The sequence below is a fragment of the Romboutsia sp. LXY-2 genome (assembly GCF_056171995.1).
In genome coordinates, this window is record NZ_JBKFGI010000003.1 from 386450 (window position 1) to 399094 (window position 12645).

Genomic DNA, 12645 nt, shown 5'->3' on the forward strand with positions numbered 1-12645 from the left:
ATAGTGTACCTTAGAGCTTAAGCCATTAAGTAACTAAGGTACACTTTTTTATATCAGGGGGTATAAATATATCTGAAAAATCTTGTCTATTGAGCAGTAGGAGGTGTCATATTAGGCATAGTACCCATAGATCCTTTACCACCACTTGGTTTAGTACCAGGATTACCTATTCCTCCAGGGTTGCCCATACCACCAGCACTTACTCCTGATTGAGTAGCACTATTTGAAACTCCTGACACAGTAAAGTTTGCAACTTCAGTTCCACCGCTATATTTACCATCAGTATATAACCCATTATTATTAGTACCAGTAGATTCTCCGCCAGTTGATACTACATAAGAAGTATTATCTTTTAATTGCGGTGAGCAAATAACAACAGATTGATAGGCTTTTGGAGAAGCAAAAGTAATTATATCCTCACCAGAATCTGATTTAATATTTACTAAAGTATTAGCTTCCTGAGAAGCCACAGTTATATTTACAGCATTTTGGGTAGAACTTTGACTTACAGATTGAGCCATTCCTGAACTACCTGCAGCAATTAGTAAACCTCCACTAACATTAAAAGTACCGTCATAGTCTAGTGCCCCATTACCATTGTTTGTTGGACCATTAACTATTACTGTACCATTAGTCATAGCTATAGAACCATTTGAATCTATACCATCACCGCTTGCGTCAACTAAAAGATTACCACCGTTAATAGTAATTGAACCGTTAGATGAAGAAGCAAATCCATTTTGACCAGGTCTACCATTAGTAGAAGAGCTATCATTTCCTCCAGCAGCATTTATACCATCATCACTTGCTACAACACTTATATTACCATCATTTATAGTTATTGTTTGAGCTTCGATGCCTTCATATGACTTTTGGATATCTATAGTACCACTGTTTATTTCAAGAGATGAATCCGCATGTATACCATCATCATCAGAAGAAGCAGATATACTACCATTATTAATACTTATAGTATCATTTGAATGTATAGAGTCATCAGAAGAGTCGATATTAATATTTCCACCATTAATAGATATATCGTTAGTAGCTTTTATACCCTTAGCACTTGTAGAGTCTGATTCTTCAGAATCTGTAGTTGTAGTTTGAGGATTTTCACCTGGTGCCTTCCCCAAATTACCCCAAGTACCATCTTTAGACGTGCTTGCATTAGCATTACCGCCACCAGTATTTATGTTTATATCACCACCATTTATTATTACATTGTTTTCAGCTTGAATTCCGTCTTGTAAAGCAGTAATATTTAAGTTACCGCCTTCAACTATTATATATCCTTTTTCAGCTTCTTCAATATTTGTTGATTTCATGCCATCTTCTTGAGCATTTACAGTAACATTTCCGCCAGATATAGTTATAGAATCCTTACCACGTAAGCCATCACCAATAGCATCTACAGAGATATTACCTTCTTTAATTTTAAGATCATCCTTACTTGTTATTCCGTTGTTGTAGTTTGCACTTACCTTTAAAGAACCATTACCGATAATTGTTAAATCATCCTTACTAAATATAGCTGCATTTGGCTCATTATTAGTTTCGTCTTCTAAAACATAATTACTTCCATCAGTAATAGCATTTTCAGTATTATCAGCTAAAGCTATTATAGTTTTATTTGCACTTTTTACATATATTGGAGCACTATTTGATGAAGTAATATTAGCGCCATCTAGAAGTAAATTTACTTGGTCTTCTTTAGATGCTTCTACTATTATTTGACCATCTGAGCTTTTTCCGCTAATGCTATAAGTACCAGCAGATTTTATAACGACCTTATTATTTTCTACAGTTGCGCCATTTCCTTCAACACTAATATTTGTTCCAAGTTTAATATAAGTATCAACTTCTCCAATACTTTCTATTTCTTTAGATTTTGTTATAACTTCATTTGTACTAGTATTTGTTTCACTGATATTTTTTGTACATCCAGATACAGTTACACAAAGTGATAAAACTGACATCATTAAAATAAGTTTCTTGTTCATAATTTTCCTCCTAATTTACAGAACAGCTAACAAGTAGTTAAGTTTGTACTAGCTGATAAGCAATTATTTATGAACTAATAATATCAATAGAAGCTTAAAGTAATCTTAAAAATAAAAAAATGTACCTATTTAATTTTAAATTTAAAAATTAAATAGGTACATCTTATAATCGATTATTATCTTTTTATATCTATTACGTTTTGAACAAGTGCCTTACATCTACCGCAACCTGAACCAGCCCCAGTTACTTCAGCAACCTTTTCAGTTGTATCAGCACCATTTTTAACTGCATTTACAACATCTTCTAAAGAAACATTCTTACATCCACAAACAGATGCTAATATATTTTCTATTTCACCAGCACATCTACCGCATCCAGTAGCAGCACCTGTCATTTCTTTTATCTCATCTAAAGTTCTAGCACCTTGTATCATTGCCTTTCTTATATCTATGTAACTTACTTGCTTGCAATGACATATTATTCTATCTCCAGCCATTTTAAATCTCCTCTCATGTTAAATATTCTCTATAATTATAATACCCATGATATGGATATGTAAACAATTAAAATATAGGTATAAAAAAAATAAAATCTATATAAAGAATATTTTTTGCTATTATATTACATTTTATGTTTATTTTAATTAACTTAGACAAAAATAAAGATACATTAATTTAGTAAATAATTGATAATATTTAACATATTAAAGGATACAAAAATTAAAGGATATAGTATAATTTTACATGTGGAAAGATGTATGCACAACGGAGGGTATTATGAAGTTAGGATTAGTAGGTCCAAGTGACTCGGTTAATAAAATTGGGAAGGACTTAAATGAAATTGACACCAAGGTGGAAATAAAATCATTTATTAGGGAGAGGGTAGTAGACTCTATAGAGGTAATAGAGGAATGTGAAAGCCAATGTGATGCAATACTGTTTTCTGGTGTTGCAGTATGTGAATTTGTAAAATCTAAATACAATATTACTAAGCCTTACGCCTTTGTAGACAGAGGTGGAAGTAGTATTGCAAAAGCTTTTTGGAAAATGAAAAATGATAATCTTAATCTAAATAAATTTAGCATAGACGTTGTAGACAATGAAACTATTGATGACATGATAGATGAATTAGAAGTAAAACCAGAAGCAATGTATTGTCTACCTTTTTCAATGAATATTAACGAAATGGAATATGTAAACTGGCACATTAATTTGTATGAAAGAAAAGAAATAGATGTTATTATTACAGGTTTTGGAGCAGTATATAATGAACTAAAGAAAAGAAACTACCCAGTTTATAGATTACAAGCTACAAAACCATTAGTTAAGGTTAGTTATAATAAAATAAAAAGTGAATGTGCATTAAGCAAAGCACAATATTCTCAAATTGCGGTAGAAATATTAAGCCTAGACCATAGAAAGGATAATACAGAAAGTTATTATTCTGATATGTTAAAAAGGACTGAGGTAGAGAAGTACATAGTAGAATATGTTAGAGGAGTACAAGGTTCTTTATTTTCTTTTGGAAGAAATGAATTTGTAATCTTTGCTAATAAGGGAATGATAAGCCAAGAATTAAATTATAGCAAACTATCTTCATTAAAAAAGGAAATTAAAAACATTGGATTTACATTAAGTGCAGGTATAGGTATTGGACTTACATCTTATCAAGCAGAGACAAACGCACGAAAGGCATTAAGAAGATCTCATGATTCAAAGGGTAATGATGTGTTTCAAGTTGATGAAGAAGGAAACTTAAAAGGTCCCCTTGGATCTCAATTTGAAATAAGCTATCCGCTGTTATCAGCAGATGAAAATATTATGGATATTTCACAAAAAACAGGCTTAAGCTGTGAATCAGTATTAAAACTAAAATCTTTAAATGAAGCAAGAAAAAGTAAGATATATGACTCAAAAGAACTGGCAGACTGTTTAGATGTTAGTGAAAGAACAGCTAGGCGTATTTTAAAGAAAATTACTGAAGCTAATTTAGGTAGAGTTTTTGCCAAAGAGAGTAGTAGTGGAACAGGAAGACCTAAGAGTCTTATTGAACTATTATTCTAGATAAGTTTATTAAAAACATAAATTAGAATATATTTTAATATTAAATTAATTTAAAATAATAAAAGGGGGGAAAGCTCAATATGAACTTTCCCCATCTAAAAATGTGTTAAATAATTTGGATTTCTATATTTTAAATAATTTTTAGTTTTTTTAGTAATTTATGGTTAACTATATTGTTCTATCGTATTTAGCTAAGAATCCTAAGTATTCTTCTTTAGTCATAACTGGTGTGAAATCTGCTAATATTTCATTTGCTTCTTTAGCACCATCGAATAATAAGTCAACAACTGTCATTGCCATAGATTTAGCAGGAACTATATAAGCTAAGTCTTCATCAATTATTTCGAAATCTCTAGTGTGAAGAGCTCCCTTAACTCCACCTACCATTGGGTGTAGAGTAGGCATTAAGTGAGATATATCACCGAAGTCAAATGACCCTGTGAAGTCTCCACCATCTACTATCTTTTCACTTTCTATTCCTAATTCAACTAAGTTGTTAGCGAATAAGTTATCCATACTTTGGTATCTAAGTATTGGTAAGTATCCTGGTATTTCAGTTAATACAACTTCAGCACCAACTGCAGTTCCACCAGCTATTAAAGCTCTATTTATTCTTTCGCTTGCATCTATCATACCATCTATAGTTCTAGCTCTTACATATGATTCCATTTGAACATCAGCAGGAACAACGTTGACTATATCTCCAGCTTTAGTTAAGATAGGATGGAATCTAACTCTTTCAGATTCTTTAAAAGTTTCTCTTAATGCGTTAACATTGTTTATAGCTAACATTGCAGCGTTTAATGCGTTTATTCCGTCATATGGTGCAGAACCAGCATGAGCTTCTTTACCTATAAATTGAACTTTTTTTCCTATAAATCCGTTACTTTCTGGTCCAACTAAAGCTTTGTTTTCTCCCATGTCTAAAGAGTGGAACATCATTGATAAATCAATATTGTCAAAGTATCCTCTCTTAACTAATTCTTGCTTACCACCAAAATAAGTTATTTCACCTTTATCTTTTAAAGATTGTCTGTATTCTAACTCTATAAATTCTTCAGCAGGAGTAGCCATGAAAGATACTTTACCATCAAGAGAATCTAAAACTCCACTTTTAACTAAACCTAATGCAGCACCTAACATACCAGCTATTTGTATATTGTGTCCACATGTGTGAGAAGCTCCTATATCATTTGAATCTTTATGTTCTTTACAAGATATGCCATCAAGTTCTCCAAGTATAGATACATGAGGACCTTGTTTTTCTTCATTAACTACAGCTAAACATCCAGTTACTGCTATATTTTCTTCAACATTTAATCCTAAGTCGTCTCTTAAGAAGTTAGCTACAGCTTGAGTTGTTTTATATTCCTTGTATCCGTATTCTGGAGTATGGTATATTCCACGTCCTACCTCTATTATATGTTCTCTGTTTTCATCTATTGTTTTGATTATTAAGTCTTTTAATTGCTCTTTTGTCATTGTGAAGCCTCCTAATAAGTTATAAGTCTATATTTTTATGTTTATTTATAAAGTTGGTGAGCTATTATTAAAGCTCACCAATAAATTAAAAACCATTTATTATATTACACCTTGCATCTTTAATACTATATGTCCGATTGATGCACAAGCGAAGAATATTGTAGTGAAAACTACTAGAGATATAACAACTATCTTCCAAGACATCTTCTTTAAATCTTCAATTTTATTACCAACAGATATACCTGCAAATGCTAAAAGTGGAGTAGTTATTGCCATAAAGTTTATGTTTGCTACTTGAGCATTAAAAACATCAGATACTGCATTACCAGGTATACTTAAAGCTAAACCTATTAATGTTGCAAATCCGAAAGCTGGGAATATTGATTTTGGGAACATGTCCTTTAACATCATTGCTACCATTGCTGCTGCTATCATTATTAACATACCTGGAAGAGCAGTAGTTATAGCAACACCTTTACTTATATATTGACCAATTAGTATCATAGCTCCAACTATTAACATTACTACTAATTGATATGAACTTTTTTTGAAATTTAAATTTCCAAACATATTTTGCACCTCTCTTTATTATGCTGCTTTTCTATTGTTAGAATTATTTTTTCTACCTAATTTTGGTTCTAATATAGCGTATAGCTTATTAGTAAATGGTAGAGTTATGAACACTAAGAATATTAATCCAGTTAAACTAGACATCATATTACTTGTTGCACCGTAAGATAATATTGTATCAACCATAGCAGGATCTGCTGCTATTTGAGGAACTTTTGTAAGTGCTGCTGATGCTGCAGTCATCATACTTCCACTACCAACACCTGTTGCCATACCTAATGCATATGGATGAAGTCCTGTGTATATTGATACTGAACCTAATATTGAGAAGTATATAGTTCCTATAACTGTTCCCATTAAGTAAGTTCCAAGAACACCACTTCCTTCTGGAGAGTTTATTCCATACTTTTCTGATATTACACCTAATGAAGTCTCACGGCTTATACTTGAACAAGCACCAATTGCTTCTCTTTTAAATCCAAATAATAAAGCTAGGGGTAATGCTACTATCGGAGCTAATATATGACCAAACTCTTGAGCTAAGAAAGCAGGTCCTGCTTCTATTATTTTTGCAAGATTTGGACCAACAGTAGATCCGTACTTAATACCTAATAATACAAGAGCTATACCAACAACATCTCCTGCAATATTTATTTCTTTTTCTCCGACACATTCTTTTAGTGCCTTAATTTTTTTACCTAATAAATCTGGTGTTATTATGATACCAATTATAACTGCATATAACATTGGGAATAATACAAGTGCCACAGGACCTATGTTAATTGTATACTCACCGATGAATTCACATACTACCACTATAACAAAAGCAGTAAGCATTAACTTAATAAGATTTTTTTTGTTTTCCATGTTGCCTCCTAAAATAATGAATAAAATAATGAATAAATAATTTTTACATCTGTGAAAATGTTTACCTAACTTATTTAAATATAGTGAATACGTTTTTCCTTATAAACTTATGTATTCACTTATTATTATTTAATATTTAGATGTGGATTCACTGATGTATGTTTTTGTCATGTCTGAAACATGACCTTAACTAGATGATATATAATTATTAAAAAAATGTCAATAAAAAATAGTGAAAAATGTTTAGAGTCGAAGGAAAATGGGTAAGTGAGTCGAAAAATAGCATATTTATCCTAGTGAATTTATTTATCTAGAATAAAAGAAGATGACTAAGTAGTATTAAAATAATGAATAATAATATAACTATTGAAGTAATGTGTAATTTGTATTTAAATAATAATAGATATAAATTACATAAAATGAGATACAATAAAATATCTTTATCTTAGCCATAAGAAAATTTATTAAATTAAGCTTTAAATATTAATTAATAATGTTTAAGGTAACAAAATAAGGGGGCAAAATGAAAATTATTGCACATAGAGGAGCTAGCGGATATTATCCTGAAAATACCTTACTAGCTTTTAAGAAAGCATTAGAAATTGGTGTGGATGGTATAGAACTAGATGTCCATAAGTCAAAAGATGGAGAATTAATAGTAATACATGATGAAGATGTACAACGCACTTTTAGTGGAAAAGGGCAAGTTTTGGACAAAACATTAAAAGAGCTTAAAGAATATAAATGCAGAAATTTTGAATTTAAAAATAACATAGAATGTACAATACCAACTTTAAGAGAAGTTATTGAACTAATAAAAGATGAAAATATTCTTATAAATATTGAAGCTAAAACAGATGTAATTCATTATGACTTAGAAAATGATATAATAAAGCTAGTAGAAGAATACGATCTAAAAGATAAGATACTGATATCTAGTTTTAACCATAAAAGTATAAGCAAACTAAAAAATATTGATAATAGTATTGATTATGGAGCACTATATTATAGCAAAGAAGATTATAATCCAGAAGAAAATATAGTAGACCATGGTAAGAAAATTGGTTTATATAGCATAAATGTAAGCAATAGTTTAGTAAATAAAGAAATAGTAGAACAAGCACATAGGGAAAATATGAAGGTATTAGTATATACAGTAAATTCACCAATAGAAATGAAAAAAATGATAGAATGTAACGTAGATGGTGTATTTACAGATTATCCCGAACTAATGAAAGAAATCTTAGAAGAGAGAAATTAGGAGGCTAAAGTGGCAATTAAACAAGACTGGTTACTTAGAGAAATAGAAAATCTTGTACAGTTTGTATCAAGATTTATGTTTAATAAAGATTTTATAAACTATGAAATAAATGATTTAATTAATAACTCAGAGTCAGATTTATTATTTAAAGAAATTATAAGGTTATTAGAAAAAAATAAAATCTGTGAAGCTGAAAATTTAATATTTAAAAATATTAAAGAAGAAAATTTAGAGTATCTTAAGCTAGCTATAGATTTTTACACTAGAATTAACGAATTTAGTGATGAACAATTAGCAATTTGTAATTTCTCAAGAGATGAAATTGTTGAAGGACTAAAAGAAATTCTTGAAATATATGGAGTACCAAGTATTGGACTACTTAATATATAAAAAATAACCTGCTTATATTTATAAGCAGGTTATTTTTTATATATATCCTTATGTTAGATTATATACTATTGTATTATATTTTTTATCTTTCATATTTAACATAGTATATCAAGAAATAATATTATTTGTATGTATTAAATTTTAACCTTTAATTTTTCCTGTAAAATACTTAATACATTCTTTAATTGATCTATTCATTTCAATAGAAAAATCTGAGCTTGTTTTTCTCATATAAATTAATTGACCATAGTTCTTTGCATTAAAAGGATTGGTTTTAGGCATTTTATCTTCCTTAACTTTAAACATTTCCTTTAGCTCATCGTCATTTAATGATTTATATTTTTCATCAAATACTACATGTTCCATATTAAATCTATCAACATAAACTCTTTTCATATTTTCAGGATAATATCCTAAAGTAATCATTGCAGCAGGGAAGGTATAATCAGGTAAATTTAGAAGCTCTTTATGTATTTCATAGTTTTCCATAATATCACCTATATAACAACTTCCAATACCTAAGCTTTCAGCTGCAATTACAGCATTTTGACAAGCAATAAGTGCATCATTAATTGATAATATTAAATCATTCATTCCTGGAGGGGTAACTTCTCTATTGTTTTCTTTTGCTATTTCATCAACATTACATACCTTAAAATAATCAAACCATTTTTGAACATCAGCCAAAAATATTAATACTACTGGAGCTTTTGCAATAAAAGGCTGATTATCACAAGTTTTACTTAAAGTTTCTTTCGTTTTTTCATCAGTAATTTTTATTATTGAGTACATCATCATATTACCTGCAGTTGGAGCTTTAATTGCACTATTAAGAATAATATCAAGATGTTCTTTAGGTATTTCTCTGTGACTATATCTTCTAAGAGATACTCTTTTGTTAATTGTTTCTATTGTGTTGTTCATAAAAAATCTCCTTTACTCATGTATTTATCAAAATATATTATTAATTTCTTTTAACTATAGTCCTTTTCCTTTAAATATTTCGATGATAATTTTTTAGAAATAATAAGATTAAAATAATAATTAAAAAACATAATGTGAAATTAAGGTAAATAGAAAGACTTAGTTAGATTTTAAGCTTTTGTTTATTGACAAAATATGGTTATAGGACTATGCTAAATACAAATAAGAAATTTATAAAGTTAGGAGGGGTATTTTATGGACTTGGAAAGTAAAGATAATCTTAGAGATTTAATAATTCGAAAATCTTCTCGGTTGTTTGTAGAGCAAGGATACAAAAACACTACAATAAGGCAGATTGCTGAAGCTTGTGAGCTAGGAAGAGGTCATTTGTATTATTATTTTAGAAAAAAAGAAGATATAGTCTTATATCTTTACAAAGATCTTATTGAGAATATATATTCATATATCAGTAAATTAGATAGTAACAATAATCCTCTAATTAGTTATGCTATTATACAAAGTATATATATAAAATCTATAGCAACTAATAAAGAATTATTCAGAATGTATATAGAACTTTCAAAAGTAGATTCAGTAAGAAATGAATATATAAAAATCTTAAGAGAATTACTAGTAGAAAAAATTCAAGAATTACATTATGAAGAAAAACGATTTACTGAAAAGGATACAAACCTAAGTATTATTATTGGCTCAGCAGGGGAAGATGAGCTACTAAGAAGATTCTACAAAAAAGAAACAGAATTAAGTTTGGAAGAGATTATTGAAAGTACAATAAGAACCAGGTTGCTACTATTAAACATTTCTCATAAGGAAGTTAATGAAATAATAATTTATTGTGAGAATGTAACAAAAAATATGGATATTAATAGTATAGTAAAGAATATTAATTATGTAGAGAGATAAAGGAGATATCTTTCTATGAATTATATTGGGCGCGCCTAAATATAATATAATTTGGGCATGCCTAAAAAGGGGGGATATTGAAATGAGAGAACCACCCAATCAAATTGCACGTAAAAGTAAAATAATACTTCTTGTTGCAATAGTTTTATTAGTACCAGCAGTATTTGGATATTTTAATACTAACATTAATTATGACATCTTAAGTTACCTACCAGATAACCTATCAACAACACAGGCAGAAAAAATACTAAAAGAAGACTTCAACTGTGGATCACTAGCTATGTTAATAGTTGAGAATATGGATAATAAGGATGTATCCAAATTAAAAGAAAAAATTAAAAAAGTAGATGGAGTAAATGACGTAATGTGGGTAGATGACCTATCAGACATTACTGTGCCTAAGGAAATGCTACCAAAGGAAGTTACAGATTTATTGTATACTGATAATTCTACACTAATGATTATTAAGTTAAGTGAAGGGTCAGCTAATATTAAAAGTTTAAATGCAGTTGAGGAAATTAGAAGTATAACTGGAAAACAAGCATTTTTAAGCGGGATGGCAAGCATTATCAAAGACACAAAGGATATATCAGATGATGAAACAAAACTATACGTAATAGTTGCAGTAGTTTTAACATTATTAGTTTTAATGTTAACTACAGAATCATATGTTACACCATTTATATTCTTATTAAGTATTGGTATGGCAATTATTTTTAACTTCGGTACAAATATCATCTTCGGAGAAATTTCATATATAACAAAGGCACTCACAGCAGTGCTACAACTTGGTGTTACAATGGATTACTCCATATTCTTGCTTCATAGATACGATGAAGAGAGAGAAAAATATGAGGACCATATTGAAGCTATGGCAAACGCAATTTCAAATACTGTAGTATCTGTTCTTGGAGGTTCAATGACCACTATTGCAGGTTTCTTGGCACTATGTGCGATGGACTTAGCATTAGGAATGGATATGGGGTTGGTTATGGCAAAAGGGGTATTAATCGGTGTTATTTGCACAATAACAGTACTACCAGCTTTAATACTTATATTTGATAAACCAATTCATAAATATACACATAAACCATTTTTACCAAAATTCAATTGGACATCAGATTTTGTAGTAAAACATTATAAAAAATTAGTTATTTTTTTCATAATTTTATTAATACCTGCTTTTTATGGAAGTAGAAATGCAAAAGTATATTATAACCTAGATGAATCACTACCTAAAGATTTACCTTCAATAGTAGCAACAAACAAATTGAAAAAAGATTATAACATGAATAGTACAAATATCATATTAGTAAGTGACAAACTAGGTAGTTATGAAATAGATAAAATGATAAAAGAAATAGAAAATCTTGATGGTATAAACTCTGTTATAGGATTGGAGAAATATGTAGGTCCAGCAATAGCTCAAGATATAATACCTAATAAAATACTAGAAGCAGTAAAAGCTGGTGGATATGAACAAATAATCGTCAACTCAGAATATAAAGCAGCATCTGATGAAGTCGGAAAACAAATAGATGAAATGAATGCTATTGTCCAAAAATATGATAAAAATGGCTTAATAGGTGGAGAAGCACCTTTAACTTATGACTTAATCAAAATAGCAGATAAGGACTTTAAAACGGTAAGTGCAGTTTCTATTATAGCAATATTTGTAATAATCTCATTGCTATTTAAATCAGTATCAATACCAGTTATTTTAGTAATGACAATAGAGGCAGCAATATTTATCAACTTGGGCATACCTTATTATACTGGAAAGATAGAACCATTTATTGCATCTATAGTTATAGGAACAATTCAGCTTGGAGCAACAGTAGACTATGCAATATTATTAACATCAAGATACCAAGAAGAGTTAGCGATAAACAGCAATAAATTTGAAGCAATGAAAAAATCTATACAAAGCAGTTCTAGGGCAATAGTTACAAGTGCACTTTCTTTCTTCTCTGCAACTATAGGAGTTGGAGTTATTTCTAAACTAGAAATGATAAGCTCTCTTTGTAGTCTAATGTCTAGGGGAGCGATTATAAGTATGTTTATGATAATCTTTATACTTCCTGCTATTTTATTAGTTTCTCATAATGGAATATTAAAGACTAGTAAAAACTTTATTAAAAGATAAATGATAAAAAATTAAAG

The 12645-nt window shown here is 29.4% G+C and carries 11 protein-coding genes; 5 read left to right on the plus strand and 6 right to left on the minus strand.

Annotated elements, in window-relative coordinates; translation table 11 throughout:
* Window positions 1-86: 86 nt before the first annotated feature.
* On the minus strand, window positions 87-2000 hold the full coding sequence (locus ACI48P_RS07590; RefSeq protein ID WP_475214883.1) for a carbohydrate-binding domain-containing protein: 1914 nt from the start codon (window positions 1998-2000) through the stop codon (window positions 87-89).
* Between the two features lie 176 nt (window positions 2001-2176).
* Window positions 2177-2497, minus strand: coding sequence for a (2Fe-2S)-binding protein (locus ACI48P_RS07595; RefSeq protein WP_475214884.1), 321 nt, complete (start codon window positions 2495-2497; stop codon window positions 2177-2179).
* 280 nt (window positions 2498-2777) lie between these two features.
* On the opposite strand from ACI48P_RS07595, the gene ACI48P_RS07600 reads away from it, so the two are divergent.
* Window positions 2778-4064, plus strand: a complete 1287-nt coding sequence (locus ACI48P_RS07600) for a transcriptional regulator (RefSeq protein WP_475214885.1) — start codon at window positions 2778-2780, stop codon at window positions 4062-4064.
* A gap of 168 nt (window positions 4065-4232) precedes the next feature.
* On the opposite strand, the gene ACI48P_RS07605 is transcribed toward ACI48P_RS07600, so the two are convergent.
* From ACI48P_RS07605 to ACI48P_RS07615, 3 genes are all read right to left on the minus strand, one after another.
* Window positions 4233-5546, minus strand: coding sequence for an amidohydrolase (locus ACI48P_RS07605; RefSeq protein WP_475214886.1), 1314 nt, complete (start codon window positions 5544-5546; stop codon window positions 4233-4235).
* A 99-nt stretch (window positions 5547-5645) separates the two neighbouring features.
* The gene (locus tag ACI48P_RS07610) at window positions 5646-6116 is read right to left on the minus strand and encodes a hypothetical protein (RefSeq protein ID WP_475214887.1); all 471 of its coding nucleotides are present in this window, start codon (window positions 6114-6116) and stop codon (window positions 5646-5648) included.
* An 18-nt stretch (window positions 6117-6134) separates the two neighbouring features.
* On the minus strand, window positions 6135-6983 hold the full coding sequence (locus ACI48P_RS07615; RefSeq protein ID WP_475214888.1) for a DUF3100 domain-containing protein: 849 nt from the start codon (window positions 6981-6983) through the stop codon (window positions 6135-6137).
* 523 nt (window positions 6984-7506) lie between these two features.
* Between ACI48P_RS07615 and ACI48P_RS07620 the strand changes: the two genes are divergently transcribed.
* Together ACI48P_RS07620 and ACI48P_RS07625 are read left to right on the plus strand one after the other, a co-directional pair.
* A complete protein-coding gene (locus tag ACI48P_RS07620) occupies window positions 7507-8244 on the plus strand; it encodes a glycerophosphodiester phosphodiesterase (protein WP_475214889.1) in 738 nt (245 codons plus the stop codon).
* A 9-nt stretch (window positions 8245-8253) separates the two neighbouring features.
* Complete coding sequence (locus tag ACI48P_RS07625; RefSeq protein ID WP_475214890.1) at window positions 8254-8634, plus strand: DUF6483 family protein; 381 nt, start codon at window positions 8254-8256, stop codon at window positions 8632-8634.
* Window positions 8635-8775: 141 nt separating this feature from the next.
* Here the strand turns inward: ACI48P_RS07625 and ACI48P_RS07630 are convergent, their stop codons facing one another.
* On the minus strand, window positions 8776-9558 hold the full coding sequence (locus ACI48P_RS07630) for a nitroreductase family protein (RefSeq protein WP_475214891.1): 783 nt from the start codon (window positions 9556-9558) through the stop codon (window positions 8776-8778).
* 255 nt (window positions 9559-9813) lie between these two features.
* Between ACI48P_RS07630 and ACI48P_RS07635 the strand changes: the two genes are divergently transcribed.
* On the plus strand, window positions 9814-10482 hold the full coding sequence (locus ACI48P_RS07635) for a TetR/AcrR family transcriptional regulator (protein WP_475214892.1): 669 nt from the start codon (window positions 9814-9816) through the stop codon (window positions 10480-10482).
* 82 nt (window positions 10483-10564) lie between these two features.
* The gene (locus tag ACI48P_RS07640; RefSeq protein WP_475214893.1) at window positions 10565-12628 is read left to right on the plus strand and encodes an efflux RND transporter permease subunit; all 2064 of its coding nucleotides are present in this window, start codon (window positions 10565-10567) and stop codon (window positions 12626-12628) included.
* Window positions 12629-12645 lie beyond the last annotated feature (17 nt).

Bases quoted from the DNA above. Each gene is read 5' to 3' on its own strand.
- ACI48P_RS07590 (WP_475214883.1), bottom strand. From the start codon at position 2,000: ATGAACAAGAAACTTATTTTAATGATGTCAGTTTTATCACTTTGTGTA.
- ACI48P_RS07595 (WP_475214884.1), bottom strand. From the start codon at position 2,497: ATGGCTGGAGATAGAATAATATGTCATTGCAAGCAAGTAAGTTACATA.
- ACI48P_RS07600 (WP_475214885.1), top strand. From the start codon at position 2,778: ATGAAGTTAGGATTAGTAGGTCCAAGTGACTCGGTTAATAAAATTGGG.
- ACI48P_RS07605 (WP_475214886.1), bottom strand. From the start codon at position 5,546: ATGACAAAAGAGCAATTAAAAGACTTAATAATCAAAACAATAGATGAA.
- ACI48P_RS07610 (WP_475214887.1), bottom strand. From the start codon at position 6,116: ATGTTTGGAAATTTAAATTTCAAAAAAAGTTCATATCAATTAGTAGTA.
- ACI48P_RS07615 (WP_475214888.1), bottom strand. From the start codon at position 6,983: ATGGAAAACAAAAAAAATCTTATTAAGTTAATGCTTACTGCTTTTGTT.
- ACI48P_RS07620 (WP_475214889.1), top strand. From the start codon at position 7,507: ATGAAAATTATTGCACATAGAGGAGCTAGCGGATATTATCCTGAAAAT.
- ACI48P_RS07630 (WP_475214891.1), bottom strand. From the start codon at position 9,558: ATGAACAACACAATAGAAACAATTAACAAAAGAGTATCTCTTAGAAGA.
- ACI48P_RS07635 (WP_475214892.1), top strand. From the start codon at position 9,814: ATGGACTTGGAAAGTAAAGATAATCTTAGAGATTTAATAATTCGAAAA.
- ACI48P_RS07640 (WP_475214893.1), top strand. From the start codon at position 10,565: ATGAGAGAACCACCCAATCAAATTGCACGTAAAAGTAAAATAATACTT.